At 54.4% G+C, this 25,373-nt stretch carries 23 protein-coding genes; 10 read left to right on the top strand and 13 right to left on the bottom strand.

Going from position 1 to position 25,373, the window contains the following annotated elements:
• Nucleotides 1-3: 3 nt before the first annotated feature.
• The gene (locus Q4526_RS01725) at nucleotides 4-951 is read right to left on the bottom strand and encodes a hydrogen peroxide-inducible genes activator (RefSeq protein ID WP_215974998.1); all 948 of its coding nucleotides are present in this window, start codon (nucleotides 949-951) and stop codon (nucleotides 4-6) included.
• Between the two features lie 48 nt (nucleotides 952-999).
• Here Q4526_RS01725 and Q4526_RS01720 point away from each other — a divergent pair, with 48 nt between their 5' ends.
• Entirely contained in the window at nucleotides 1,000-1,833 is an 834-nt protein-coding gene (locus tag Q4526_RS01720) for an SDR family oxidoreductase (RefSeq protein WP_215974997.1), read from the top strand.
• Here the strand turns inward: Q4526_RS01720 and Q4526_RS01715 are convergent.
• The 4 genes from Q4526_RS01715 to gmk all read right to left on the bottom strand — a co-directional run bounded on the left by Q4526_RS01715 (nucleotide 1,820) and on the right by gmk (nucleotide 5,455).
• Nucleotides 1,820-2,209 carry a RidA family protein gene (locus Q4526_RS01715; RefSeq protein ID WP_215974996.1) on the bottom strand — a complete coding sequence of 130 codons (390 nt, stop codon included), beginning with the start codon at nucleotides 2,207-2,209 and terminating at the stop codon, nucleotides 1,820-1,822. The two genes, Q4526_RS01720 and Q4526_RS01715, sit on opposite strands and share 14 nt — an antisense overlap.
• 63 nt (nucleotides 2,210-2,272) lie before the next feature.
• Complete coding sequence (gene spoT / locus Q4526_RS01710) at nucleotides 2,273-4,387, bottom strand: bifunctional GTP diphosphokinase/guanosine-3',5'-bis pyrophosphate 3'-pyrophosphohydrolase (RefSeq protein ID WP_215974995.1); 2,115 nt, start codon at nucleotides 4,385-4,387, stop codon at nucleotides 2,273-2,275.
• A gap of 28 nt (nucleotides 4,388-4,415) precedes the next feature.
• Nucleotides 4,416-4,679, bottom strand: coding sequence for a DNA-directed RNA polymerase subunit omega (rpoZ, locus tag Q4526_RS01705; protein WP_215974994.1), 264 nt, complete (start codon nucleotides 4,677-4,679; stop codon nucleotides 4,416-4,418).
• Nucleotides 4,680-4,834: 155 nt separating this feature from the next.
• Complete coding sequence (gmk, locus tag Q4526_RS01700; RefSeq protein WP_215974993.1) at nucleotides 4,835-5,455, bottom strand: guanylate kinase; 621 nt, start codon at nucleotides 5,453-5,455, stop codon at nucleotides 4,835-4,837.
• 133 nt (nucleotides 5,456-5,588) lie between these two features.
• On the opposite strand from gmk, the gene Q4526_RS01695 reads away from it, so the two are divergent.
• Nucleotides 5,589-5,798 carry a hypothetical protein gene (locus Q4526_RS01695; protein ID WP_215974992.1) on the top strand — a complete coding sequence of 70 codons (210 nt, stop codon included), beginning with the start codon at nucleotides 5,589-5,591 and terminating at the stop codon, nucleotides 5,796-5,798.
• A gap of 96 nt (nucleotides 5,799-5,894) precedes the next feature.
• Here the strand turns inward: Q4526_RS01695 and Q4526_RS01690 are convergent, their stop codons facing one another.
• Genes Q4526_RS01690 through Q4526_RS01680 form a run of 3 tightly spaced genes read right to left on the bottom strand, consistent with a single transcriptional unit; the run spans nucleotide 5,895 to nucleotide 10,434 of the window.
• Nucleotides 5,895-6,767 (bottom strand): SMP-30/gluconolactonase/LRE family protein, encoded by an 873-nt coding sequence (locus Q4526_RS01690; RefSeq protein ID WP_215974991.1) that lies wholly within the window; start codon nucleotides 6,765-6,767, stop codon nucleotides 5,895-5,897.
• A 2-nt stretch (nucleotides 6,768-6,769) separates the two neighbouring features.
• Nucleotides 6,770-9,181 (bottom strand): beta-N-acetylhexosaminidase, encoded by a 2,412-nt coding sequence (locus Q4526_RS01685; protein WP_215974990.1) that lies wholly within the window; start codon nucleotides 9,179-9,181, stop codon nucleotides 6,770-6,772.
• A 14-nt stretch (nucleotides 9,182-9,195) separates the two neighbouring features.
• Nucleotides 9,196-10,434, bottom strand: coding sequence for an amino acid deaminase (locus tag Q4526_RS01680; protein WP_215974989.1), 1,239 nt, complete (start codon nucleotides 10,432-10,434; stop codon nucleotides 9,196-9,198).
• A gap of 157 nt (nucleotides 10,435-10,591) precedes the next feature.
• Here Q4526_RS01680 and Q4526_RS01675 point away from each other — a divergent pair, with 157 nt between their 5' ends.
• The 8 genes from Q4526_RS01675 (at nucleotide 10,592) to Q4526_RS01640 (ending at nucleotide 17,281) form a co-directional block, all read left to right on the top strand.
• Entirely contained in the window at nucleotides 10,592-11,458 is an 867-nt protein-coding gene (locus tag Q4526_RS01675) for a MurR/RpiR family transcriptional regulator (RefSeq protein WP_215974988.1), read from the top strand.
• A 52-nt stretch (nucleotides 11,459-11,510) separates the two neighbouring features.
• Nucleotides 11,511-12,950: an amidohydrolase family protein gene (locus Q4526_RS01670; RefSeq protein ID WP_215974987.1), complete on the top strand. Its 1,440-nt coding sequence runs from the start codon at nucleotides 11,511-11,513 to the stop codon at nucleotides 12,948-12,950.
• An 89-nt stretch (nucleotides 12,951-13,039) separates the two neighbouring features.
• Nucleotides 13,040-13,429 carry a RidA family protein gene (locus tag Q4526_RS01665; RefSeq protein WP_215974986.1) on the top strand — a complete coding sequence of 130 codons (390 nt, stop codon included), beginning with the start codon at nucleotides 13,040-13,042 and terminating at the stop codon, nucleotides 13,427-13,429.
• Between the two features lie 62 nt (nucleotides 13,430-13,491).
• Nucleotides 13,492-14,937 carry a sodium:solute symporter family protein gene (locus Q4526_RS01660; RefSeq protein ID WP_215974985.1) on the top strand — a complete coding sequence of 482 codons (1,446 nt, stop codon included), beginning with the start codon at nucleotides 13,492-13,494 and terminating at the stop codon, nucleotides 14,935-14,937.
• 51 nt (nucleotides 14,938-14,988) lie between these two features.
• On the top strand, nucleotides 14,989-15,402 hold the full coding sequence (locus tag Q4526_RS01655) for a DUF488 domain-containing protein (protein WP_215974984.1): 414 nt from the start codon (nucleotides 14,989-14,991) through the stop codon (nucleotides 15,400-15,402).
• Between the two features lie 131 nt (nucleotides 15,403-15,533).
• Nucleotides 15,534-16,070: a hypothetical protein gene (locus Q4526_RS01650; RefSeq protein WP_215974983.1), complete on the top strand. Its 537-nt coding sequence runs from the start codon at nucleotides 15,534-15,536 to the stop codon at nucleotides 16,068-16,070.
• Nucleotides 16,067-16,762, top strand: a complete 696-nt coding sequence (locus tag Q4526_RS01645; protein ID WP_215974982.1) for a hypothetical protein — start codon at nucleotides 16,067-16,069, stop codon at nucleotides 16,760-16,762. Before Q4526_RS01650 ends, Q4526_RS01645 begins: the two co-directional genes overlap by 4 nt.
• A gap of 93 nt (nucleotides 16,763-16,855) precedes the next feature.
• The gene (locus tag Q4526_RS01640; RefSeq protein WP_215974981.1) at nucleotides 16,856-17,281 is read left to right on the top strand and encodes an FKBP-type peptidyl-prolyl cis-trans isomerase; all 426 of its coding nucleotides are present in this window, start codon (nucleotides 16,856-16,858) and stop codon (nucleotides 17,279-17,281) included.
• Nucleotides 17,282-17,364: 83 nt separating this feature from the next.
• Here the strand turns inward: Q4526_RS01640 and Q4526_RS01635 are convergent, their stop codons facing one another.
• The 5 genes from Q4526_RS01635 to Q4526_RS01615 form a co-directional block, all read right to left on the bottom strand.
• Nucleotides 17,365-18,555 carry an HlyD family efflux transporter periplasmic adaptor subunit gene (locus Q4526_RS01635; RefSeq protein ID WP_215974980.1) on the bottom strand — a complete coding sequence of 397 codons (1,191 nt, stop codon included), beginning with the start codon at nucleotides 18,553-18,555 and terminating at the stop codon, nucleotides 17,365-17,367.
• Entirely contained in the window at nucleotides 18,545-20,332 is a 1,788-nt protein-coding gene (locus Q4526_RS01630; protein ID WP_215974979.1) for an ATP-binding cassette domain-containing protein, read from the bottom strand. Before Q4526_RS01630 ends, Q4526_RS01635 begins: the two co-directional genes overlap by 11 nt.
• Nucleotides 20,325-21,632 carry a TolC family protein gene (locus Q4526_RS01625; RefSeq protein WP_215974978.1) on the bottom strand — a complete coding sequence of 436 codons (1,308 nt, stop codon included), beginning with the start codon at nucleotides 21,630-21,632 and terminating at the stop codon, nucleotides 20,325-20,327. The genes Q4526_RS01630 and Q4526_RS01625 overlap by 8 nt, the downstream gene beginning before the upstream one ends.
• Complete coding sequence (locus tag Q4526_RS01620) at nucleotides 21,633-24,320, bottom strand: tetratricopeptide repeat-containing sulfotransferase family protein (RefSeq protein ID WP_215974977.1); 2,688 nt, start codon at nucleotides 24,318-24,320, stop codon at nucleotides 21,633-21,635.
• A gap of 6 nt (nucleotides 24,321-24,326) precedes the next feature.
• A partial coding sequence (locus Q4526_RS01615; RefSeq protein WP_215974976.1) for an Ig-like domain-containing protein occupies nucleotides 24,327-25,373 on the bottom strand: 1,047 nt, incomplete at its 5' end.

Here is a 25,373-nt window from a genome sequence, read left to right as displayed (position 1 = left end):
CGTTTAGTTAATGATTTTAATCAGTGGGTTATTGTGTTGGCAGCTGCGGATGGCGCTGCGCAACGCGTCCACCGCCTTAAAGCGAGGAAAGCTGGCCCGCCAGGCCAAAGCCACCGTGCGCTTGGGGGGCTCACCCGAGAAGGGGCGAGTGACCAGTACATCTTCACTGTAGCCTGTGGTTTGGGCGGCAGAGATTGGGAGGATGGTAATACCCAGCCCCGAGGCGACCATATGGCGCAGAGTCTCCAGTGAGCTGCCTTCGGCGGCGGTGCGTACCTTGCCGCCGCCCGATGGCCTGCTCTGCTCCATGGACACTTTCAGATTAGGGCAGGTTTCTAAGACCTGATCGCGAAAGCAATGGCCTTCGCCGAGTAGCAGAACCTCTTCTTGGTCGAGCCCCTGCGGGGCAACCGACGCCTGACTGGCCAGTGGGTGGTCTTTACGCATCAGCACCACAAAGGGTTCTTCGTACAGTGGCTGGGTCACTACATCTGCCTCGGTAAAGGGTAGAGCAACGATTATTACATCCAGCTCGCCCTTGCGTAATTTAGTGCGTAGAGTGGCGGTGTAGCCCTCTTCTACGTAAAGTGGCATCGCACTGGCGTTGCGCTGCAGCTCGGGTATGAAATAGGGCAGCAGATAGGGGCCGATAGTAAAAATTGCGCCGATACTGAGCGGGCTGGACAGCTGATCTTTACCCTCGCTGGCAATGTCTTTAATGGCGGAGGTTTGCTCTAGTACCAGGTTGGCCTGGGCCACTATTTTTTCACCCAAAGGGGTGGCGGACACTCGCGATTTAGAGCGCTCAAACAAAGCCACACCCAGCTCTTCTTCGAGTTTTTTTACCGCAATGCTAAGTGTCGGTTGGCTGACAAAGCAGCGCTCGGCGGCACGGCCAAAATGTTGTTCTTGAGCTAGAGTTACGATATAGCGCAGTTCGGTCAGAGTCATGGTGGCCCACTGGGTTTAAAATTCATCAACTATTACTAATCTAGCAAAATGGATAGCGAAAAACTATTAATTATTGGATGTGGCGATTTAGGACGTCGACTGGCGCAATTTTCGGCTGAGCGCAGCGTTGCTATTACAGGCATGAGGCGCCGGATTCAAAACGCACCAGCCTGCGCCACTATCCGCTACGTAAGAGGCGATTACACCCGGTTGACCGATCTCAAAGCGGTAATAAGTGAGGGGTATGAGCGAGTGTTGCTGTGCCCGACTCCCAGTGAGCGAAGTGATCATGGCTATCGGCAAGGCTATGTGCAATTGTGCCAAAACTTAGTTCGGGCCTACGATGATCTGCCCGCGCCCAAGCGGGTGATATTGGTGAGCAGTACCTCGGTCTATGGCCAGACGGACGGAAGCTGGGTGAATGAAACTTCTTTAACGCAACCGCAGCGGTTCTCCGGTCAGCGTCTGCTGGAGGCTGAAGAGGTGCTGCGCCACTCGGGGTTGCCGGTGGTTGTGGCGCGGCCGGCCGGGCTCTATGGCCCGGGGCGGGAGCGGCTGATCACTAGAGTGTTAGACGGCGCTGTGCGGGCCAGTGGTGCCTTTACCAACCGAATGCATATCGATGATGCGGCCCGTGCGCTGGATCATTTACTGTACGAAGTGCCAGAGCCGGCCGCCATCTATTTGCTCAGCGACGGGCAGGCGCCCACTCAAGGCGAGGTGGTGCATTGGTTGGCCGGGCAGCTGGGTGCGCCAGAGCCAACCACAGAAGAGCCAGATAGCCTCAATAAACGCGTCGATAACCGGCGGCTGTTGGCCACCGGGTTTGAGTTTATTTACCGCAGTTTTCAAGCGGGTTTTACCACTGTTATCCAGCGGTAACCATAATGCCGTCGGCTTCGACTTGAGCGCCCTTGGGTAGCTGGCTGATACCAATGGCGGCGCGCGCGGGGTAAGGCTGTTCGAAGTAGCGGGCCATAACCTCATTGACGATGGGGAAGTTGCCGAGATCGGTCAAATAGAGATTGAGCTTCACAATATCCTGCAGGCTGCCGCCAGCCTCGGCGCATACAGCCGCAATGTTTTTAAACACTTGCTCGGCCTGCTCGGCAAAATCGTCGCTGATCAACTCCATGGTATTGGGGTCGAGGGGGATTTGCCCCGATAAGTAAACGGTGGCGTTAACCTTTACCGCCTGCGAGTAGGTGCCGATAGCCTCGGGGGCATTTTCAGTGTGTATAACAGCTTTATTGGGCATGATTCATCCGTTGCAGTAAAAGCGACCAAGTATAAACCTAAGCCTGGCGGTGGGCCAAGAGGGTTAATTTTTCGCTCTGTGAATGCGAATAACGAAGCTCAGATTGCGTACCCGGCGCATGATATTGGCCAGGTGGATACGATTTTTCACGCCGATGCACAGGTTGATGACGCTGTTGTGGGCGTCGCGCTCATTGACGTGAATATGCTCGATGCTGGCGCCTTGCTCGGTAATGCGAGTCGCCAGTGTGGCAATAATGCCCCGTTCCGATTCCACCTCGGCGCGAATATCCACCAAGAATTCACCGGTGACGGTTGGCGCCCAGTTAACGTGACTGATTTTCTCGGGATTGTCGCGGAATTCAGCCAGGTTATGGCAGGTATCCTGGTGAATCACCAGGCCTTTACCCGAGCTGATATGGCCGAGAATTGGGTCGCCGGGAATGGGCCGGCAGCATTTGGCAAAAGTGATTAATACACCGTCCGAACTATCGATAGACAGTGGCGAATAAATGCTGCCACCGCGTGGGTCGATATCGGCATCTGGTTGTAACAGTTTAGCCACCGCAAAGGCGATACGGTTGCCGAGGCCAATATCTTCGCACAGCGCTTCGAGTGATTGGGCGCCTGTGGGTTGCAGCAATTTTTGGGTTTGCTCTTCGGTCAGCTGGTCGATGTCGAGGTCGAGGTCCCCCAGGGCGCGGCTGAGCATTTTTCTGCCCAAGGCAACCGACTGGTGGTGGCGTTGGTTTTTTAAGAAGTGGCGAATGGAGCTACGCGCTTTACCGGAGATAGAAAAGTCCAGCCAGCTGGGGTTGGGCTGCGCGCCGGGCGCGGTAATGATAGTGACTTTTTGGCCACTGCGCAGTGGTTGCGACAGCGGAGCCAAGCGGCCATTAATACGGCAGGCCACACAGGTATTGCCGATGTCTGTGTGTACCGCATAGGCAAAGTCCACCGCCGTGGCACCGTGGGGCAGCTCGACAATGCGACCTTTGGGGGTGAAGACATAGACTTCATCCGGAAACAGGTCGATTTTTACGTTTTCAATAAACTCTAGCGAATCGCCGGCGCGGCGCTGCATTTCCAACAGGCCCTGGACCCATTGGCGGGCGCGATTGTGGCTGCTGCTGAGCGAGTCATCACTGTCGGACTTGTACAAGAAGTGAGCCGCAATACCCGTGTTGGCCATTTCGTCCATTTCTTTGGTGCGAATTTGCACCTCGATGGGTACGCCGTGCATGCCCACCAATACTGTGTGCAGAGATTGATAGCCGTTGGCCTTGGGGATGGCAATATAATCTTTAAATTCGCCCGCCACGGGCTTGTACAGGTTGTGAATCATGCCCAGCGCGCGGTAGCAGGCATCGATACTGTCGACGATAATGCGAAAGGCGTAAACATCCATTATCTCTTTGAAAAACTTCTTCTTTTGCCGCATTTTTTGATAAATGCTAAAAAGATGTTTTTCTCGCCCAATGACCACCGCGGTAATTTTTTCTCGGTTTAGACGCTTTTCAATGGCGGTTTGAATCTGCTCCACCAGCTCTTTGCGGTTGCCGCGGGCCGTTTTGAGGGCCGCCTGCATGCGGGTGGCGCGCAGCGGGTACATGGCGTAAAAGCCGCGGTCTTCAAACTCCAGACGCAAATCGTTCATACCCAGGCGATGAGCGATGGGTGCGTAGATTTCCAGTGTCTCTTTGGCGATGCGGCGTTTTTTGTGTGGCGGCATGGCGCCCAGAGTACGCATATTGTGCAGACGGTCGGCCAGCTTGACCAAAATAACCCGCAGATCATCGGCCATGGCCAGTGCCATTTTTTGAAAGTTCTCGGCTTGTTTTTCAGCGTGTGATTCAAACTCAATCTGGGTGAGCTTGCTGACCCCATCCACCAATTCGGCAACGGTATCGCCAAATTGTTTGGCGATGGCTTTTTTGGGGATGCCGGTGTCTTCAATCACATCGTGCAGCATGGCGGCCATCAGGCTCTGGTGATCCATGTGCATGCCGGAGAGGATATCCGCAACCGCCAGCGGGTGAGTAATATAATCTTCACCCGAGCGGCGCTTCTGCCCATCGTGCGCTTGTTCAGCGTAAAAATAGGCGCGTTTGACCTGTTCGATCTGAGGGGGCTCTAAGTAGGACGAAAGTCTGTGGCTCAGTGCCTCAATGGTTAACAATGGGGTCCTCCGATCGAATTAAGGTTCATTACATAGGGGGTTGAGGCTCGAAGTTGCTCTCTTCCATTTGCGGTGCGGGTGCTGGTTCATCGCGCTCAAGCAAAATGCTGGCATCGACAAAACCCTCTTCGATTTCGCGCAGCGCGATAACCGTTGGCTTGTCGTTTTCTTCTGCCACGTGAGGCTCTTTGCCGCCCACCGCAATTTGGCGAGCGCGTTTGCTGCTTACCATAACCAGTTCAAAGCGGTTGTCGACATGATCGAGACAATCTTCAACAGTAATACGTGCCATGAGTGTTTCCGTTTCGTAATGCTTGATTGGGAGCTCGCGATATTCGCGGCCTTTGAGACTATTATGCGTCAAAGTGACGCTAAGAGCCAGCGAGGGCGGTCGCGAGCGGGGGCGATATTGTACACAAAACGCGCGATAGTAAAAGCTATTTTACGTTATTGGCTGTTTAACAGTTCGGCCAGCAGATTTTTATGGCGATCGGCCTGCACCACTTGGCGCAGGTGCTGGCTGGTAATCAGTGCCTGCAGTTGTGCCAAGGCGGTGGTGAAATCGTCATTAACGATTAAATAATCCGCCTCTACATAGTGGGAGATTTCGTTAATCGCCTCATTCATTCGTCCTTCGATCACCGCCGGGTCGTCCTGGCCGCGGCCGGTTAGGCGTTGTCTTAAGGCCGGTAGGGAGGGGGGCAGAATAAACAGGCTGACAGTATCGGGCATTAATTTGCGCACCTGCTCCGCGCCCTGCCAGTCAATTTCCAAAATGACGTCCATGCCGCTGGCCAGCGTTTGTTCTACCCACTGTTGTGAGGTGCCGTACCAGTTGCCAAACACCTCGGCGTGCTCCAAAAAGGCAGACTCGGCCAGCATGGATTCAAATTCATCGTGGCTGACAAAATGATAGTTAACGCCATTTTGCTCGCCGGGGCGAATGGGGCGGGTGGTATGAGAAACTGACACGCACACTTCTGGGTTGGACTGCACCAGAGCATTGACCAAACTGGTTTTCCCTGCGCCGGAAGGGGCAGAAACGGTGTACAGAATTCCTTTACTCATGGCTGATTGGCCTACCTTTTATGCACAGGGATAAATCAAAGCAGGTATTATGGCACAGGGTGTCGGTATCGAACACTGTGCCATCTGTCTTTGATCTACTGCCCCAAAAATTGTTAACCGAAGGTATTGCGGTATGAAAGAACGACTGTCTATTCAAGAAAGTGCTGAATTTTTAGGCACTAGTACAACGTTTGTGGAATCGATGATCAGCAAGGGGCGCCTGCAGCCAGACAGCGAGCAACTTATCGAGCGCGCGCAACTGGCTGATTTAGCCGAATTAGTGGCCAAACTGAAAGGCGGTGGTATCGCGGCTATGGTCTCCACGGTTGATCAACATTTGTAATGGGCCGGACTTAAGCGCGCCCATAGTGACGCTCAACAATTTAAATAATACACAAGCAAAAAATATTTAAACACACCGCTCCGAATGCAAAACCGTTCAATCAATCAAAAAGCTCTCAATCGCACCGCGCTTTTGCATGGTGACAAACGCCCGCTTGTTGCCTTCACCGCCGAAGGTAATATTGGTGGGATATTGGCCGGTTAACGCCACGGTTTTAATCAGTTCACCTTGCGGCGACAGTACGACAATGGTGCCGGCGCCGTAACGGGCAATATACACATTGCCGTTTTCATCGCAGGCCATGCCGTCTAAGCCGTAGTCGGCAAAGGTATAAAACTCTCGTTTATTGTCGAGCTCGCCTTCATTATTCACATCGTAAGCCCAAACTTTGCGTGCTACGCTTTCGTTAACGTAGAGCGTGTCGCCAGCGGGGGATAACTCTATACCATTAGTCGTGCTCATGTTGGTCTCGAGTAACGTAGTATCGCCGTTGCGATTAATCCTCCATAGCTGGCCGGTGCTCTCGGCCCAGTTGGGGTCGCTGGCGTAAATATACCCGCTGGCTGCTACCGCAATATCATTGGGTTGGTTCATTTTGGTGTTGTGGGCCAACACAGTTACCACTTGGGTTTTAGGTTCAATGCGCAGAATGTTATGGCCGGTGTAATCGGCGACCAGCATGCTGCCATCGGGGGCAAAACGCAGCGCGTTGCCGGTGCTGCCCTCGGGTAATGCTAACCACAAGCTGGCTTGGTTTTTAGCCAACACTTGGCCGATGGTGCCTTCGCGTTGATAATTGACCGCGTAGAGTGTGCCATCCGGTCCCACCACCGGCCCCTCCACCCCTTGGGTAAACGTATTCTCCTCTACCCAGTCGATGCTGTCGGCGGCAAAACTGTGTGCGCAGGCGCCAAGGCTTACTGCGACGAGTGTATTGATAAAAATATTATTAAGTTTTTTTTGTCGCATGGTTATTGTCCTTGAGGTGGCATGGTCTGCGAGTGGAGAAAGAGCCGTTCTACTCCAAACGCCGCCGCTACGATGATTTCGTGTTGAAGCCTGAGTGCTGTGTTGAGATGGTTACGAATGTCTGTTAGCTGGTCGGGCTCAAGTGTTTGTCTGGCCTGAATATGTTTGATGAGTGTAAGCCCCGCGCAACTGATGTCGTACACACTGGCATTCAATGCCTGTAGTTCATTATTGTCAGTGGTGTTATTCAATGCCTCACTGGCTTTTTTCCAAGCGCGCAGCTGCGTTTGCAGGGCAGCCGTTTGCGCTTTGTCATTGGTGGCAGTGAGCCAGGCGTTTACCTGTTGTGCAAACTCTATGGCGGTATCACTTTGTGCGGGCAAGGCGTCGGCCAGGCGGTCGAGCCGGTCGCGCCGCGAATAGGTTTCGTGCACGGATTTTTCGTGGTGGCGATGATAATAGTGTGCCGGTTCTAAGGCAGAGCTGACCGTCAGTAAGGTGGATAACTCGGCCTTGGGAGCCAGAGTTGCCAGTTTATTTTTTTGCTGCTCATCATGCTGCAAGCCCACAGAGTGCACTGACCAATTCGCCACAGCGCGCAAACGTTGTAGCAAGGATTTTTCTTCTCTGACCGAGGCGTCGGACCACAAACGCTCGGCAACCACAAAACCGCGCGGCCACAAGCGTAAATCCAAATTGGTACGATCAACCATTTCACTCCACAGTGCAGCCTCGCCACCGAGCAGTAAGTGTTGTTTGTCGCTGTCGATATAATCTTTGGGCTGTGGCACAGGGATGCGGCTGTGAGCGATATCGCTGCCTGCCTCACGCTCGCCGGTTAACGTGTAGGGGGCATTGCCTACCTGCAGTGTTCCGTACAGCTGGTTTTGCGTGGTGGTGAGAGTGGCTGCCACCGGCCCCATCCAGGTATCGACATTAAACTGTATGTCGCCGTCTTGTCGGCGAAGGTTCTGCACTACCTGACGCGACTTGCCTTGAAAATCAATAAAGCCGCGAGCATTTTCCTCTTCGCCAATCACTGTCAATTGCCCTTGTACATCACTGCCGCGTTTGCGCGGTACCATAAAGCGCCAACTGCTCCAGCTTTCGTTGTCGGCCGGGGTGGTGTCGATATCAATCGGCTGCGGTAAAAAGCGGACGCGGTGGTGATAGTTGGCGTACTGCGGTTGGTCGAGATAAAAGCCGGTCGATAACAGTGCGGGAAAACCCATATTGATCGCCCGGCCCAGAGCATCCGGTCCCTGCCAGGACTGCACAATGGTACCGGGGGCAAGCTCGGGGTGCAGTACTTCGTCCCAGCCGATCATCGCCCGGTTCAGTTGCGAGAGAATATCGGACAGTTGTCGATTAAAGTAGGCGTGTAGTGCGTGGGTATCCGGCAGATTATTAGCTCGGGCAAAGGCTTGAATGTTCGGATTATTTTGCCAGTGTTCCGGGTCAACTTCATCGCCGCCGATGTGCACATAGGGAAATGGAAACAGCTCGGCAACTTCTTGTAAAATCGCTTGGGCGAATTGGTAGACCTCGGGGTTGGCGGGGTTGAGTAGCGGCTTGTGTACGCCCCAGCGATCTTCCGCCCGGTAGGGGCCGGGGGCGGACATAAGCTCCGGGTAGGCCAGTGCAATGGCGCTGGCGTGCCCCGGCATATCAATTTCGGGCAACACGTAAATACCGCGTGCGTGCGCGTAGTTTACGACGTCGGTTATTTGTTGGCGGCTATAAAATTGGCCGTTATTACTGGCAACGGTGTGCAGGCGCGGATAAGCGCTAGATTCAAAACGCCAGCCTTGGTCATCGGTTAAATGCCAGTGCAATACATTGAGCTTAGCTGCGGCCATGCCATCAAGTTGTCGCTTAATATCTGTCACCGGTAAAAAGTGCCGCACCGAATCCAGTAGCAAACCGCGCCAGGCAAAGCGCGGTTGGTCACGAATTACGGCCGAGGGTAAGGCCAAGTTCGGCCCTTGGTTTATGCCGACCCATTGCAGCAATGTTTGCAAGCCGCGCAAGGCACCAAGCTCAGTGGCAGCGTTTAGGGTGATGCCTTGGGGGGTTATTGCAAGCGTATAAGACTCGCTTTTTTTGTTCAGCAGAGGCAGTGCAGAGTTACGTATACGCAAGGTTAATAGCGTGTTTGGCATTGAACGGGTAAGGCCGGTTTGGCGACTAAAGCGCTCAGTAAAACGCTGGCCAGCTGCGATTAGTCTGTCGCTGTTTGACCCTATTATTTTAATGCTTGGTATACCGGTTAAATGCAGCAGACCTTCTTCGGTGGTAACCAATTGCGGTTGTGGCATAAGCGCGGCGGCGACTGGGGTGGTGTGAGTGTGCCCCGTAGCCTTTAGGCTCACTACCGCGAAGGCCAAAAGCAAAAAAGTGGTAATCCGTTTCATCGTTATGCCGCTCATTAAAAAAAAGTGTCGATGGTATTCAGTACTCGGAATTGGTCATCAATGACATGCAGCTGTCGCCACTTGTCGAAGGTAAGGCAGGGGTGCGAGGTAGAAAAGGCAATCATATCGCCCACGCGCAGATTGCTGTCGCTGGGTATGGTCATGGTGGCGTGCTGATCCATGATCTTTACCACCTGCCAAGATGATGGTGCCGGTTTTGGGGTGTCATCCATAGGGCGAAAATGTAAGGTGGGTTGGGGGAGGCCGGCATCAAAGGCGCAGTCGCGTTTGCCCAGCCCAATAATGGCCACTCCCGCTTCGGGCAGCGATTGCACATAGGCCCAAATCTCAAGGGCAGATTGTAAGTCGCCCGGTATCGTACAAGTGTCCCCCAATCGTTGTCGTACGTTTTGTTGTGCTTCAAGGTAAATACCCTGGTCGTGAATCAGGTAGCAGCCGGGGCGAATAACGGTTGTAAATGTATCGGGGTCGGCCTGGCTGAATACCTCCACGACCAAGTCGTACCACGCGGATCCGGCGCCGGTAAGGATGGCCTTGGCGCCGGTAAATAATCCCTGCCCGTATACCTCCTGCGCCGTTTTAAGCACCCATGTCAGGTGTTGGCGAATACGCGCCGGGGCATTGGGGCCACTAATGACGCCCTCGTAAGTTTCAATGCCGGTTAGGTTTAGGGCGGGTTGCTGGGCAATGGCGTGGCCCAGTGCCAGTGCCTGCTCGCTGGTGCGACAACCGCAGCGTCCCCCGTCGGCGCCCATCTCAATCATGACATTGAGCGTTTGGCCGCGGCTGGTAAAGAATCGATTCAGTGCTTCCACATTAGCGCGGCTATCTACCAGGCAGTGAAAATCCAGTTGAGGGTTTTCCAGCAGCTGGCTGATGAGCTGCATATTGGCGTGGCCAACCAACTGATTAGCCATAAGAACACGCCGGGTGCCCGCTTCGGCCGCCGCTGCAACTTGCGGAGGAGTGGCAAGGGTAAGGCCCCAGGCTCCTTGCTCGCATTGTTGTTGAAACAGTGCTGGGGTCATTGTGGTCTTGCCGTGTGGGGCCAGTTTGACGCCTTGTGCGTCGGCAAAGCGCTGCATCCAGCTAAGATTGTTGGTCAGCCGCGACTGGTATAATACCGCTGCAGGTAAGCTGATGGCTTCGTCTAACAAGTAAGGCGCCGCTTGCGCGGTAATCACAATCCCTTTGTCGCTGAGTGAATGAGTTGTGTCTTGCGTGGTCGTCATAGGGTGGCCCAGGCCGGTAAAGTGAAGTGTTGCAATTGCTTATGATATTAAATAACAGTAAAGATGGTCAAATGTTGATACATAATTTCATTGGGTGCATAATAACGCCAGCCAGGCTGGGTAATCGACCATTATTGTGCGGGCGAGGAGACGGGTAATGACTCATGATCTAGACATCGTATCGCGCATTAACACTCTGTACGGACAACTGCGTGATGCCGAGCAGAAAATCGCCAAAATGATTTTGGCCGACCTACAGTTTGCCTCACAAGCCAGTATCAGTGATATGGCGGCTAAGGCTGGGGTCAGTGAGGCCAGTATTACCCGTTTTGCCCGCGCGGTGGATTGTAAAAACGTACGCGATTTGAAATTGCGATTGGCCCAATCGGTGGCGATCGGCCAGCGGTTTTACAGCGAGCCGCCCACGGAGCTGGATGGGAAGCACGCGGTATTTGAAGCGGTGCAAGTTGCTTTAGAGCACAGTGCGGCACTAATCACCGATGCAGTGGTTGAGCCCGCCGTGGAGGCCATGGTCGCGGCTCGGCAAATCGTTGTATTTGGGGTGGGCGGCGGCTCCACCGTATTGGCGCAGGAATGTCAGTATCGATTGTTCCGACTGGGGGTGAGTGCCACCGCCTACTCGGACCCCATGCTGATGCGAATGGCAGCCGCAACCCTTGAAGCTAACGATGTCGTGATCTGCTTGTCGGCTGGGGGTTACAGCCCAGATGTGCAAGCGGCGGCAGAAATCGCCCGCGAGTACGGCGCCAAGTTGGTGGGGATTACCGTACAGAATTCGCCTCTGGGCAATATGGTGGATTGTTTGTTGCCAATCGAATCGATGGAAACCGATTTTATTTTTAAACCCAGTGCGTCGCGTTATGTGATGCTCGCCGCTCTCGATGTATTAGTAACAGAGTTGGCGGTGCGCCAAAAACGTAAAAGCCGAGAGACACTGCGCCGCATAAAGCACACGCTGGATACACACAAGCAGGGCAAAGATCGTTTGCCCCTTGGAGACTGACGGCAAACTCGCAACCATTTTGAGTTAGGGTTTGTTAGTAAATAAGAGACTTATGCAGTACGACACCCTGATTCAAAACGCGCTGGTGCTGGATGGCACCGGCGGCGGAGTTTTTCGTGCCAATGTCGCCATCGCCTCGGGCAAAATCGCCGCCGTGGCACCGCACCTAGAGGCGAGCGCGAATCACACGGTAGACGCAGAGGGCCTGTGCTTGGCCCCCGGTTTTATCGATGTGCATACCCACGACGACCTCAATGTGATTCACAACCCCCATATGCTGGAGAAAATCAGCCAGGGGGTAACGACCGTCATCGTGGGCAATTGCGGTATTAGTGCCAGCCCGGTCACTTTGGCTGGCGACCCGCCCGACCCGCTCAGCTTACTGGGGGATAACGCCCAGTTCCAATATCCGCATTTTGCTAACTATGTGAGTGCCGTGCAAGCCGCTCAGCCTAGCGTTAATGTGGGCGCGCTGGTGGGGCACACCGCAATTCGCAACAACCATATGGCTCGGCTCGACCGCGCCGCCACCGATGCTGAGCTGGCGGCCATGACTGGCCAGTTGCAAGAGGCGCTGCAAGACGGCGCGCTCGGTATGAGCTCAGGCCTTGCCTACGCCAGTGCCAAGCAGTCCACCACTGACGAAGTGCTCGCGATGGTCAAGATTCTGGGTGAGGCCGGGGCGGTGTATACCACTCACTTGCGCACCGAGTTCGATGGCGTGCTGGAGGCGATGAACGAAGCGTTTTACACCTCGCATACGGGTAAGGCACCGCTGATTATTTCTCACTTAAAGTGTGCAGGCAAAGGCAACTGGGGCCGCAGTACAGAATTACTGCAGCATTTAGAAGGCGCCGCGCGCACACAAAAAGTGGCGTGCGACTGTTATCCCTATGCCGCCAGCTCCAGCACTCTGGACTTGGCGCAGGTCACCGAAGACACCGATATTTTTATTACCTGGTCGGAGCCCCATCCCGAACACGCGGGAAAAATGCTGGGCACAATTGCCGCCGAATGGCAGGTGAGTTTGCTTCAGGCCGCCGAGCGTCTACAGCCGGCCGGTGCGGTTTACTACTGCATGAGTGAACAGGATGTGGAAAATATTTTGCGATACCCGCGCACTATGGTCGGCTCCGATGGCTTGCCTAACGATCCGCACCCACACCCACGATTGTGGGGCGCCTTTCCCCGAGTGTTAGCGCACTATTGTCGCGAGCGAAAAATTTTTGATTTAGCCACCGCCATTCACAAAATGACGGGTTTGTCTGCCGCTGAATTCCGCCTGCCCCATCGGGGCGAAATTCGCGCAGGTTACTGGGCCGATTTGGTGTTGTTTGATGCAGAAAAAATTCAGGACACCGCCACCTTTGCCAATCCCAAACAGGTAGCAACGGGCATTCAGTCCGTGTGGGTAAACGGCGAGCTGAGCTATGTGCCCGGTCAGTATAAAACCGGCCGCAACGGGCAGTTTTTGTCGCGATGCCAGTCATAACCGCTGGGGACAGCCCAGCGCAAAATCATTGATATATGAACTCGGCAATTATGATTGCCGAGTTCATATTAAACAGGAGTGATTGCAACATGAGTATTACACGTTACGGCGCCGAGGGCAGTATGGGTACCGGTGGCCAACACCTACCCTTTGCCATGGCAGCCGAGGCTGCAGGCTGGTTGTATGTATCGGGCCAAACGCCGATGATTGACGGCGAAGTGGTGGAGGGCTCAGTGGTAGAGCAATCCCAGCTGGCCATTGATCATTGCCTGAAAATAATGGCCAACGCCGGTTACAGTAAAGAGCACGTCGTCCACCTCACGGTTATCCTGACCGATGCGCGCTATTTTCAATCGTTCAACAAAGTTTTTAAGCAAGTGTTTGGCAATGCGCCACCGGCGCGGATTTGCTCAGTGTGTGATTTAGTGGTCGACTGTAAAGTGGAAGTGGGCGTGGTCTGTTATAAGTCGCCGGAATAGGATCATTAGCTGAACGCTGAACGTTAGACATTATTCCAATAACGTCATTGTTGAAGAAACTTATGAGCACCAATCTATTTTTAACCGCGCTCGCCACTTATGTTGCTTGTTTAATCGCGCTCAGTATTTTTGTGTCGCGCGGCAATAAAAATGGCGAGGACTTTCTGCTGGCCGGTCGCGGCCTGCCCATTTTTCTTACCATCGGCACCACTGTTGCCACTATGGTGGGTACGGGCTCCTCTATGGGTGCAGTGGGTTTTGGCTACGCCAATGGTTGGGCGGGTATGCTCTACGGTATTGGCGGTGCTATTGGTATTTTATTGTTAGGCCTTTGCTTTGCCCCGGTGCGTAAATTTGAATTTATGACCATGAGCGAGGAGCTTTCCTGCTACGTGGGCGCCAGCCGCTGGGTTAAAAACATTGTCGCGATATTGATTTTTGTCGCCAGTATTGGCTGGTTGGGTGCGCATATTCTCGGCGGTGGTTTGTACCTCGCCTGGATTGCCGGCATCGATTTGCAGTTGGCCAAAATTATTATTGCCGTTAGCTTTGCCATCTACGTCATTATCGGCGGTTACAGCGCGGTGGTTTGGACCGATACCCTACAGGCGATTATCTTATTTGTCGGCTTTATATTAATGGCAGTGTTAGCGGTGGACGCTGCCGGTGGCTGGCAAGCGCTGATGGCCGCGCAGCCGGCGAGCAATGTTGGCTTTTTGGCCATAGACGCCATCGGCGGTTTACACGCCGTATCACTGATGTTGGTTGTGGCCGTGGGCGTATTGGCCACCCCGTCATTTCGCCAGCGTATTTACTCCGCGCAAAGCATTCGCTCGGTGCGCCAATCGTTTTATATTTCCGGCACACTTTATGTTTTCTTTTCTTGCGTGCCTGCGATTATTGGCATGGGCGCTTATGCGCTCAACCCAGAGTTGGATAACCGCAATTTTGCCTTCCCGTTTTTAGCGGCAGAAGTGTTGCCGCTGGCGGTGGGGGTATTGATTGCCGGCTTGTCCGCGACTATGTCTAGCGCGAGCTCAGATGCCATCGCCGGGGTGAGTATTTTAATGCGCGATATCTACAGTATGGTTACCGGCAAAATGCCGCCCCGACATCGCGTTATTCAGCAGTCCCGTTTGGCGCTGTTAAGCATTATTGCCGTCGCGCTTGGCTTTGCGCTTTTATCCAATGACATTATTGGCTATATCACCACCATGATTTCCACCGTTATGGCCGGGCTGTTTGTCTGTGGTTTACTGGGTCGTTTCTGGCCGCGCTTTAACCCCGCCGGGGCCATTGCCTCGCTGGTGGCGGCGTCCGTTGCCTCGCTGGTGGTGGTGAATATCTATCAGGATTACTGGGGCAACCCGGTCATACCCGCCGTGCTCAGCTCACTGCTGGCAGGGGTTGTCGTGACGCTGATAACGCCGGCTTCGAAACTGACCGCCGAGCAAGCTTTGCAATTGTTGAGCGAAGAGCGCCACCGCATGGAAGGCGGCCGCGAATAAACAGCGGCATCGGGCATCGGCAGGGCGAAGCAGATTTGCTAGACTTTGTTTATGGCTTACGACATCCGCTTTAAACGAATTTACCAAGACGCCTCGCCCGCCGATGGTGCGCGCGTGCTGGTGGACCGCCTTTGGCCCCGGGGCAAACAAAAAGACGAATTGGCGCTGGGCGACTGGTATAAAGAGGCCTCCCCGTCCACCGGATTGCGTCAGTGTTGGCACCGCGGTGAACTCACCGAAGCCGCCTTCGGCCACGCCTACCGCCACCAGTTAGATCAGGCGCCCGACTGCCTATTGCCGCTAATGCGCGCCGCCCGTCAGGGCCGGCTGACCTTGCTAACGGCCAGTAAAAAGCCCGACCAATCCCACCTGCCAATTTTGCGCCGCGCCCTGCTCGATGCCTTGCGCACCGAAGACGCCGCCGACCGCGACGAATCGACGTCACCTACTTGTTATGGTTCTTGAGGTTTAAGCCCTGTTTCTGCCTTGGTGAATTCTCTTGACGACAACATTGGCTAGGTGCACACTTCCCATAAGTGCTGTCCTTTGTCCTAGGACGAAGGACGTTGCAGGTCTCCAACTTGGCGGTTACGGTGATGAAAAGTAAAGATATTCTCTTGTTGTTGAAGATGGTCAGTTTGGAGCAATCCAGCCATGCGAACGAACCCCATCAGTACAGCGTTCGGGCTTTGGCGCAGGCCACGGGTATCAGTAAAAGTGAGCTTAATCAGGCTCTTAACCGTTGTATTCACGTGGGGTTGGTAGCGCGTGATCGGCATACGAATTTGCCCAGAGTTAACCGGCGCGCTCTTTTGGGTTTCTTACGCGAGGGTATTAAATATGTGTTTCCTGCAAGTCTAGGGCCGGTGGTACGGGGTATTCCTACTGCATTTGCCGCGCCGACACTCGTTGGAAAAGTTATGTCTGCAGGCGACTTATTACCGGTGTGGCCTGATGCTAAGGCTACTGACATGGGGCAGGGTGTCGAGCCCTTGTGCAAAGCTGTCCCCGCTGCAGCAGCGCAAGACGAAAAATTGTATAAATTGCTGGCGTTGGTAGATGCCATTCGCCTCGGGCGGCCTCGCGAGGCTAAAGTGGCGAGTGACATGCTCAAGCAAGAGTTTTCGGTATGAGCCAATTTAACCGCCATCGGGACATGATAGAGCTGGTTGCCCGGGCCTTAGGGCCCGAAATGATGGACTCTATGGCGTTTGTTGGGGGATGTACTACCGGCTTACTTATGACCGATCCATACACTCGTGAAACCGTCCGCTATACGGATGATGTGGATGTAATAGTCAGTGTCTTGGGCTATTCTCAGTGGCATCTCTTAAGTGAACAGCTACAGGCGCGCGGTTTTCGTATTGCCATGAACGAGGCCGTAAACTGCCGCTTTCGTTTAGGTGCAGTGCAGGTAGATTTTATGCCCGATAATGCGGAGGTGCTTGGATTTAGTAACCGTTGGTATAGTGAGGCGTTAAACGCTGCGCAAGCTCAAATGTTGTCATCATCCATCCGCATTCGGTTGGTGACACCGCCTTATTTCTTGGCGACTAAGCTCGAAGCGTTTAAGGGGCGGGGTAATAATGATTTGCTAGAAAGTCACGATGCGGAAGATATTTTTAACCTTGTAGATGGTCGCGCTGAACTTGCAACAGAGTTGCCAATGGCTCCTGAAGAACTCCGCCAATATTTAGCCGAAGAGTTCGGTAAGCTTCTCAAGCACCCGGATACTCCGTATGTTGTCCAGTCGACGGCTAGAGGGGACTCAGACCGAGAAAATCTAATATTTGAGCGTCTCGAAGCCATATCAGGCCTTAGGTAATCATTACTTTGTTCCAATTGTAAGGGTGGCCAGGTTTTTTTCGCCCAGCCTGGCTTAGTGTGTTAATCGACAGAATTTATTCCAGAAAAAGTTATGGCAAAGAAGAAACTCAACAAAGGCTCCTCCGGCCAAAATCGCGCCGCCAGCGAGAGCTACATAGATAAGTACCGCCAAAAAGAGGGCGTGCAAGAAACCGCCACCGGCTTGCTTTACCGCGTACTGGAAGACGGCGACGGCATGACCCCCACGGAAACCGACACCGTCGAAGTCAATCAGCGCATTCAGCTGGTGGGAGGCAAAATCATCGGCGACACCTACAAAGAAGGCCTGCCCGACGAATTCACCATGAAAGAAGCCATCCCCGGTATTCGCGAAGGCCTGCAGCTAATGCAAGAGGGCGCCCGCTACGAGTTCGTCGTACCGCCCGAACTGGCGTGGGGCAAGAAGGGCGTAGGTAATAAAATTGGGCCCAATGCGGTGTTAATATTTGATTTGCGGTTGTTGAAGGTGGTTTTCTGAAGAGTGGACGACGGGGTGTGGTTTACGGGGAACGGAAATGCCCTCCCTTCGCCGTCGAAGGCACTCCCTAAATGTTCGATTTCTTATTCTTCCCCTAGCGATGATGACAGTGTTTTTCGTATCGGTTTTAGCAGAAAATTAATAAGGCTGCGTTCGCCAGTGCGAATATCCACCTGCGAAGTCATGCCCGGCGATAACGTCAGTTTTTTGCCCGTTGTGGTCGTCACGGGGAAAGCAATAGGCTCGATATGTACCCGGTAGTAAATATCAACGCCGTCGGCGGTTTCTTCTTTTAGTGTGTCGGCACTGACGTAGGTGACCTTGCCCTGTACGGTGCCGTGTATGGTGTAGTCGAATGGGTCGAGGCGGATGTTGGCACTTAGGCCTGTTTCCACGCGGCCAATGTCGGCCGGGCTAACGCGAGCCTGTAAAATCAAATTATCTTCGGCCGGTACAATCTGCATCAGTTCATCGCCCGCGCGCAGTACGCCGCCAACGGTGGTTACCCGAATATTTTTAACAATGCCCGGTACGGTAGCGCGAAATACACTACTCGCTTGCTCTTCTTGGCGTTGAATAAGCAGCTGTTCGGCCTGCGCACTTTCATCTTCAGCGCGGGTAAGCTCCTGACGAGCGTCTTCGTAAAATTGATTGCGCCGATTCACCAGACGCGACTCGGCCTCGTTTAACGTCCGTTCTGCGCGCAACAGTTCTGCGCCACTGGCATCACCTTGTTGGCGCAATGACTGTACCAGTGATAACTCCTTGCGGCTCAGCGCAACGCCCTCACGCAGTATTCTCAGCTCGTCAGCCAGGCCTTGGCGGCGCTGCTCAAACAGCGCTAATTCTACACTGGCGACTTCTGGCACCTGGGTCCGAATGTCATCGGACAGGGTCAGGCTCTCGGCGCCAATCACTTCGGCACGCAAGCGCGCGGCTTTGGCTTTTAGTGCGTAAAGCCGCGCTTCTATTTCGCCCACTGACGCGGCAAAACGGGTTGGGTCCAGTCGTGCCAATTCCTGGCCGGGGCTTACCCGGTCACCCTCTCGTACGTGCAGCTCGTGCAGCACGCCGCCGTCCACCGCCTGAATAACTTGTATCCGGCTGGGCGTAATAACCTCGGCCTGAGCACGAGCGACCTCATCCAAAGTAAACACATTCGCCCACACAATAAACGCCAGCACCGCAACCAGTATTACGTAGACAAAAGCGCCGTGGCGGGCGGTATGGTATTGGGACAGGCGAGTGTCGGTATCCACTGGGTTAGATAACATCAAAGCCTCCTTTTTTAGGTGTCGCAGGAGACTCATTCGTCGCGCGTGTTTTAAGCATGGGCAGTATCGCTTCGGGCGCCCCGTCACGCTGAATGACGCCGTCCGCCATTATCATTGCGCGGGTGGCAAGCCGGCCTGCAATCATGGGCCGGTGGGTGCTCACAACCAAAATATCATCCGTGCTTAGCGCGCTTTCCAGACATTGCCAAAAACGTTCTTCGGTGTCGCGGTCGAGACCTGCACCGGGTTCGTCCAATAACCAAATTTTCGGCCTTGCTAAAATTAATCGTCCCAGGGCCACCAGTTGGCGTTGTCCGCCGGATAAACCATCGCCGCCTTCGCTAATGACCAGGTCTAACCCGAGCGGGTTATTATCGACGATTTTATCGATGCCTAAATCTCGGCACAGAGTCACAAGCTCGTCATCACTGCACTCGTTACCCAGCAATAAATTACTGCGCAACGTACCGCGAAAAAGTTGAGTGTGTTGAGGTAAATATCCAATCTGTTGGCTGACCAATGTCGGGTCAATTTCCCACAGGTCGGCATCGCCCAGTCGCACTCTGCCCTCAGTGGGGGGAAGCAAGCCTGCCATGACTTTTAACAAAGTCGATTTGCCACTGCCCACAGGCCCAAGCAACAAAGTGCGCTCGCCACTGTGCACAGTAAGCTCGTCCAGCGTTACTTGCATCACGGGTGAGCCGGGGTAACCAAAGCGAATTTTTTCCAGTTGCAGGTGCTGCGGCGCCGCGTTGGGCTTGAGCAGCGTTTGATTGTGACGGCGCTCGCCCGGCAGGCTCAAAACATCGTGCACCAAGCGCAGTGATTGACTGACTTGTTGCCACTGCATTAGGTACTGTGCGCTTTGTGCAACCGGTGCAATGATGCGCCCCCCTAAAATACTGCAGGCAATCATGCCGCCCATCGTGAGTAGGCCCGCCTCAATTTGCCACACACCAACCACAATGGCGCCGACATAGGCCGACATGGACAAGCTCGTGGCGGTAACGGTAACCAAACTATTGATGGCACGCTGGCGCAAAGTGTAGCGGTTAATGGTGCCGGTCATGTCCCGCCACTGCTCACCGAACGAATTGCTGGCGCCGCTGGCGCGAATGGTTTCAGCACCGCGAATAGTGTCTACCAATAAGCCCTGGCGCTCGTTGCTGCGTTGAATCTGTTCGCGCATTAGGCGCCGTAGACGCCACTGATTAACCAAGCCTAGGGTTAACGCAATGGGCAGCAGTGCAGCGTAAACCCAAGCAACCTTGCCGCCGATAATCGCAATAAAAACCAAGAACATCAGAGCAAAGGGTAAATCCACTAACGCAAAAATGACGGCCGAAGAAAAAAATTGACGCACAGCGTCCAGGCTGTTGACCTGTGCGGCCAATGTGCCCAGGCTTTTCGGCTGAGTGTCTAAACGCAGCTTTAGCAAGTGTTCATAAACGCGCTGCGACAGTTGTATATCGACGGCGCTGGCTAGACTGTCGAGTATGCGCGCTCTGAGGGTTTTTAAACTCCAGTCAAAGCCAATGACAATAATCATACCCACGGTTAAGGTTGTGAGCGTGGCGTAGGCCAAAGTGGGTACCACGCGGTCGTACACCTGCATGGCAAACAGCGACATAGACACCGCCAGCAAGTTAATCAAGCAGGTTGCGACAATAACTCGCCGCAACCAGCGCTTTTCACGAAACAGGGCTCGCCACACCTTTTTTGCAGCAAGGTTTTCCGTCAGCTTGGGACCTTCCTCTGATAGGGGTGTTTCAGTCATTGTTCACCTCCAGCCCGGCGAGCAGGTCGAGCTCGCCGCTCAAACCCAACAATTCAAGGCTGTAACGCAGTTGCTCATTTTGGCTGTCGGTTAACAGTACGCGTTCCGTGTTGAGTTCGCGCTGAATATTCATGACCTCAAGCCAGCTTTTACTGCCAGACTCGTACTGGCGCTGGTAAGAGTCCAGCAATGCCTGCAAGTCTTCAACGGCGCCACGTTGTGATTCGACGATATCCCCCATCAAGGTGCGCTGTCGTTGCAGGCGGCGGATGTCGCGCTGCAATTGTATATGAGCTAAGCGCAGTTCTTGCTCGGCTGCCATTTGTCGGGCGCTGGCGGCACCGGTGCGGTTGCGAGTGCTGAACCCCAAACCATCCAGTTGCGCTTCAAGCACCACACTAATCTGGCTGTCATCGCGCAGCGCCGGTTGGTCGTAAAACTGCTCTGCCTGTAAGTACACGGTGGGCATGGCAGAGGTGCGGGTTTGATTGACTTGAGCGCGAGCTTGCGCAACATTCTGCTTGCGCAATTGTATTTGGGCACTTTGTTTTAGTACACGCTCCTCGAGCAGTGCGTCGGCTTCAAGCTGCAACAGGCCACTGGCAATGGGGGTGCTTCCGACAATGGGTAACTGCGTTAGGCTTTGCAGGGTATTGCGGGCGATATCGACTTCTCCGCGATAACGCGAGAGTAAAATCTTGGCTTGAGTGAGCCGGGTATCGGCGAGACGCGTGTCCGCATCGGAGGCTAATTGCCCCGCCGCACGCCTTTGTATTTGTTGGCGCAATACTTCCAGTTGCATTAAGTTTTGTTCTGCCACCGCCACTCTGGCGCGGGCGCTTAGCACACCGGCGTAAGCCAGTGCTGTGTCTGTTAAAAGTTCGCGGCGTACGCGTACCAAATCGGCAGATTCTCTGTCCAGGCCCGCCTCGGCGGCTTCAATGTTGTTGCTGATGCGACCAAAGGTCCACACCGGCTGGCGGACTCGCAAAGTCGTGGGGTAGGCGTATTCGTCTTGATTAAAGTTAGCTCGGTTCTCCTCGCCATAGGCGGTGTTTAAACTAACACTGGGCAATCTTTGACTGCGAGCTTCACCCAGGGAGTAATCACTGGCTTGGATTTCGGCTCGCTTACCGGCAATGGCTGGGTGGTTGGCAAGCGTGGCGCGCAGAGCGGCGGTTAAACCGTCTTCAGGTAGCGATGAGCTGACTTGGGCTTGAACTGCCAATGTGCAGATTACTAACAACGTACTCAACAATTTGGGCAGTAAATTCAAACGGGGGAAATGTTGCCGAGTCATTCAATAAACTCCTGAGCTTGTCGGCGTTGTATAGCGTGTATCGCTCATTATATCTTCCGGCGTATTTATTTCGTTTTCGAGCTCGCGTTTTTTAAAAAGAGCGTCAGCTTTGTTTTCATCACCGTTTAAACGGTAGGCGCGGGCCAGGTCATTGCGCCAGTCGCGGTTCCAGGGGCAGCGCTCCAGCCCTTGCTCCATATGACCAATAGCGTCGGCTAAGAGCCCGTTGTTGGCGTATACCAAGCCCAGCATAAAGTTCGCCGCGCCGTGCTCGGGCACAAAGTGTAACAGTTGTTTAAAGCAGCGTTCGGCCTTATTGAATTGCTGCGCGTTATAGTGGTCTACGCCGGTGTCCAGCCAGCCGGGTTTGGGCAAGCTGGTCATACGTATTGGCTCCCATGTAATTTTTCGATTGGTAGCGCTAATCAATGGTTCTAAGTGATTCTGATAGCGTCGCCACTTAGCTTTACTGGTTTGGTAAATCGGTTGGCGCACCTGCCACACGCTGGCGGTTTTGACCGGGCGGTTCAGATCGGCAAAATTGAGCACGTCGGCTTCCCAGCTTACGCCAATGTACTCCAGCATCTTTTTCGCCGAGGCTTCGGGGTTGGCGATGACCTCTTCATACTGGACTTCTAAAATCTCGCCCGGCAGTACTTGCTGCCAGTGGTGCATCAATAAATTGTGGTCGGCCAGTTGCTCGCCAATCCAGTCCAGATCGTAGGCGAAGCCCATGCCGCCATGTTTAGCCGCGTAGTCGGTAAAGTAATTGGACAGAGCAATATCACGCGGATCGCGTCTTACGGAAATAATTTTAGCGTTGGGGAATAAAAATTTTATCAGCCCAACATTTTCAAAATTGTGCGGCAGTTTGTCCACTACGTGCTTGGCCTCGGGGGCGTAGCTTTGCAATTCATCCAGTAAGTTTTGCGCAATGCCCTGGGCGACCTTGGGGCTTAAGTCATCGGCGCAATCCGGGTAGCGCCGGCCCGAGCCCGTGCGTCTTTCCCATCTCTCCATGCCGGCTATAGCGCCCGGTATTAAACCCAGCTCACCGGCACCGTGTATTTCGCTGTGGCCGGCCAGTATTTGCTCAACCAAAGTGGTGCCCGAGCGCGGCATACCCACCACAAACACCGGCACGTTGGTAATCAGCCCGTATTGTGCCGGTGGGCGGTATTTAAAAAATTCAGCGTTAAAGGCATGGCGAATACGGGCGCAGCGCTGGCGGTGCGCTTTGGGGGCGTAGTTTAACAGCCGTTGGGCGGCGCTATTGGCCTGGTTGGCAAGTTCCATGGCACGGGGGTAATCTTTGCGTTTTTCGTAGGTTTTAGCCAGTTGCAGTAACAAGCTGGCGCGCACGCTGCCTTCTTGCCCCGGTGTGTGGGCTACGTCTTCCAGTTGTTGCAGCGTTGCGTCGTCTTCGGGGTAACGGCTGGCGTTAATCAGCGCGGCGTGGCCGCGGGCCGGGTCTTGGGTTTTTAGGGTTTCAAAGTATTCAATGGCCTCGTCGATGCGCCCCAGTTGCATCAGCAATTGGCCCAGGCCCTGTAGCACACCCAAATTGTCGGGCTGTTCACTGAGCAATTGGCGGTACTCGGCTTCAGCTTTGTCCAGCGATTGCTGTTGCCCGTAGAGCCCGGCCAGCCCCAGCCGATACTGAAACTCCAGCGCAGCCTGTTGGCTGTCGGCCCTAGAATCGGTCATGGAGTCGGCCGGCAGTGCGTCCAACTCTTGGCGCGCTTTTGCCAGGGCGTGTTCCGCTAATGGGGCATTGTTTTGCACATTGTTGTGAACGAGTCGCAGCCAAAGGCTAGTCGTGGGCTCACCCGCTTGCCCAGCGGCGTTTATGGCCTTGCGTACGAGCGCATTGGCTTGCGCTTTGCGTCCCTGCAACTGGGCCAGCTCGGCCAGTTGCAACAGCAGTGGCCGGTGTTGGGGGTAATGGTTAAGGCCAGCGCGCAGTCGCTCTTCGGCCTCGGTGTGGCGGTCGCGCTGCTGCAAGCGCTGGGCGTAGCCCATTAACAAGTGGCACCAATCGCTCTCGGGTAAGGTGTGGCGCTGCTCCTCCAGCCAGGTTTCGGCGGCGTCAAAGGCGTCACCGACCAGCCACAGGTCTAAGCGCAGGCCGCGCAGCTGCTGGTCGTAAAAGGCGGCGCCGTCTTCGGGCCAGTTTGCGCGCTCGGTAAGCCAGTGTTGCTTGGCGGCGGCCAGCAACTGCTCGCCTTGCTCAGTATTTTGGGGGTTAGCACACAGGCGCAGCGCATGGGCAAAAACGGTAATTCGTGGGTGCTGCACTATGCTTTGCAGTAATTGTTCGAGTGCTTCACGCGGGTGATTTTGTTGCAGTTGACACAACCCGAGCCGGGCCAGTCGCAGGCTCTCGGTGGGGGCATCGGCAATGGGTGGGCGGCGCAATAATGGCTCGGCCCTGTCGGTGTGGCCAAGCGCCAAATAGGCGCCGGCCATATCCACGGCCATTACCTCAGTTATTGGGGCCGCGTTAAGCAATTGCAGCAGTTGCTCGGCCTCTTGCGCTTCGCCCAGTTGCGCCAGCGCCAAAGCGCGCAGCGAGTCTACCTCGGTTGAGCCGGCCTCGTGCGCGCAGGCCTCCAGCAGTGCCGGGTAGGCCTGGCACTCGGCCAGTTGCCGCAACAACCGGTAATGGGGCTGCTCTATCGCCTGCACTGGTTTTTATACCAACCCTTGGCTGGTGCGCACCCCGCCCGGTAAATCGGTTAAATAGAGCGTGCTGAAATTATCGTTGATGGTGTTGGGGTTGGAGGCCCAGCTACCACCACTCCAGAGATAAACGGTGTTTGTCAGGTTTGATATATACCGATAGACCGCACCGAAGTCCTGGATGGAAAGTGCAGCAGTCGTTAGTCCGTAGTAAGTGGAGCTGGAATAGTCATTGGTGACAGGTATGCCCATGGGTCCACCAAGAATATCGCTACCATTGCCGACTAATACAATTTTGTCATCGGCGCCCAAATTAATGGCTCCCGTCCACTGTGTGAAGCTGCTGTCGAGGACATGACTATCCGAATCCACCTGAATATAAATGGTGTAACTTTCGGATGCCGAGAAGGTACGGCCGCTGTGGTCGGAGCTTTGGCCATTCACCAGGTCAAACACTACCACGCTGGTATCTATCTCGGATTCGGTTGTAAAGTTTAAGTCGCTGGTGTTGTTAATACCGGCATATCCGTTGCCCGCGACATCCGTTAGCACGCCGTTGCCCATCTGTACGTTATAAGTTGCGTCCTCATTTAAATCCGTAGTTGGGTTAATGGTGACGGTATTCCCACTAATGCTAACTTGTGCATCGTTTACGTCAATGATGCGGGTATCGAAGCCATCACTGATCGTAATAATGCCGCTGCCCGCCTGCACGGTTTCAGAGAATGTCAGTACGATATTGCCGTCCACCGCAACAGCTGTGGCATTGTCGGCCGGGGTGCTCGAGCTTAGAGTCGGCGCTGTCGTATCAACTGCGTAGTTAGTGTTGTGGTCTACTCCGCTATGGCTGGTTACTGCGCTATTACCGGCAGCGCCTTCCAGTGTACCGCCATTGGCGTCCAGCGCGTTGGCAGCAATACTGATGCCGTTGGCGTCGGTATCGCCCGCTTGCACGGTATAGGTAAAGGTTAATTCGGTGGTGCCGCTGCCGCCTGCGTAGATGGCGTAAACGGTGTTGCCGCCAATATTCAGTGCTAAGCGCGGTATGCCACCAGTGGT

Source organism: Gilvimarinus sp. 2_MG-2023 (genome assembly GCF_030547685.1).
In the GTDB taxonomy this organism is placed as follows: Bacteria; Pseudomonadota; Gammaproteobacteria; order Pseudomonadales; family Cellvibrionaceae; genus Gilvimarinus.
The sequence above is the reverse complement of the archived record's forward strand: the minus strand, read 5'-3'. Positions and strand labels throughout refer to the sequence as shown.

Coding starts and splice junctions, on each gene's coding strand:
- Q4526_RS01725 (WP_215974998.1), bottom strand. CDS start 951: ATGACTCTGACCGAACTGCGCTATATCGTAACTCTAGCTCAAGAACAA.
- Q4526_RS01720 (WP_215974997.1), top strand. CDS start 1,000: ATGGATAGCGAAAAACTATTAATTATTGGATGTGGCGATTTAGGACGT.
- Q4526_RS01715 (WP_215974996.1), bottom strand. CDS start 2,209: ATGCCCAATAAAGCTGTTATACACACTGAAAATGCCCCCGAGGCTATC.
- rpoZ (WP_215974994.1), bottom strand. CDS start 4,679: ATGGCACGTATTACTGTTGAAGATTGTCTCGATCATGTCGACAACCGC.
- gmk (WP_215974993.1), bottom strand. CDS start 5,455: ATGAGTAAAGGAATTCTGTACACCGTTTCTGCCCCTTCCGGCGCAGGG.
- Q4526_RS01695 (WP_215974992.1), top strand. CDS start 5,589: ATGAAAGAACGACTGTCTATTCAAGAAAGTGCTGAATTTTTAGGCACT.
- Q4526_RS01690 (WP_215974991.1), bottom strand. CDS start 6,767: ATGCGACAAAAAAAACTTAATAATATTTTTATCAATACACTCGTCGCA.
- Q4526_RS01685 (WP_215974990.1), bottom strand. CDS start 9,181: ATGAAACGGATTACCACTTTTTTGCTTTTGGCCTTCGCGGTAGTGAGC.
- Q4526_RS01680 (WP_215974989.1), bottom strand. CDS start 10,434: ATGACGACCACGCAAGACACAACTCATTCACTCAGCGACAAAGGGATT.
- Q4526_RS01675 (WP_215974988.1), top strand. CDS start 10,592: ATGACTCATGATCTAGACATCGTATCGCGCATTAACACTCTGTACGGA.
- Q4526_RS01670 (WP_215974987.1), top strand. CDS start 11,511: ATGCAGTACGACACCCTGATTCAAAACGCGCTGGTGCTGGATGGCACC.
- Q4526_RS01665 (WP_215974986.1), top strand. CDS start 13,040: ATGAGTATTACACGTTACGGCGCCGAGGGCAGTATGGGTACCGGTGGC.
- Q4526_RS01660 (WP_215974985.1), top strand. CDS start 13,492: ATGAGCACCAATCTATTTTTAACCGCGCTCGCCACTTATGTTGCTTGT.
- Q4526_RS01655 (WP_215974984.1), top strand. CDS start 14,989: ATGGCTTACGACATCCGCTTTAAACGAATTTACCAAGACGCCTCGCCC.
- Q4526_RS01650 (WP_215974983.1), top strand. CDS start 15,534: ATGAAAAGTAAAGATATTCTCTTGTTGTTGAAGATGGTCAGTTTGGAG.
- Q4526_RS01645 (WP_215974982.1), top strand. CDS start 16,067: ATGAGCCAATTTAACCGCCATCGGGACATGATAGAGCTGGTTGCCCGG.
- Q4526_RS01640 (WP_215974981.1), top strand. CDS start 16,856: ATGGCAAAGAAGAAACTCAACAAAGGCTCCTCCGGCCAAAATCGCGCC.
- Q4526_RS01635 (WP_215974980.1), bottom strand. CDS start 18,555: ATGTTATCTAACCCAGTGGATACCGACACTCGCCTGTCCCAATACCAT.
- Q4526_RS01630 (WP_215974979.1), bottom strand. CDS start 20,332: ATGACTGAAACACCCCTATCAGAGGAAGGTCCCAAGCTGACGGAAAAC.
- Q4526_RS01625 (WP_215974978.1), bottom strand. CDS start 21,632: ATGACTCGGCAACATTTCCCCCGTTTGAATTTACTGCCCAAATTGTTG.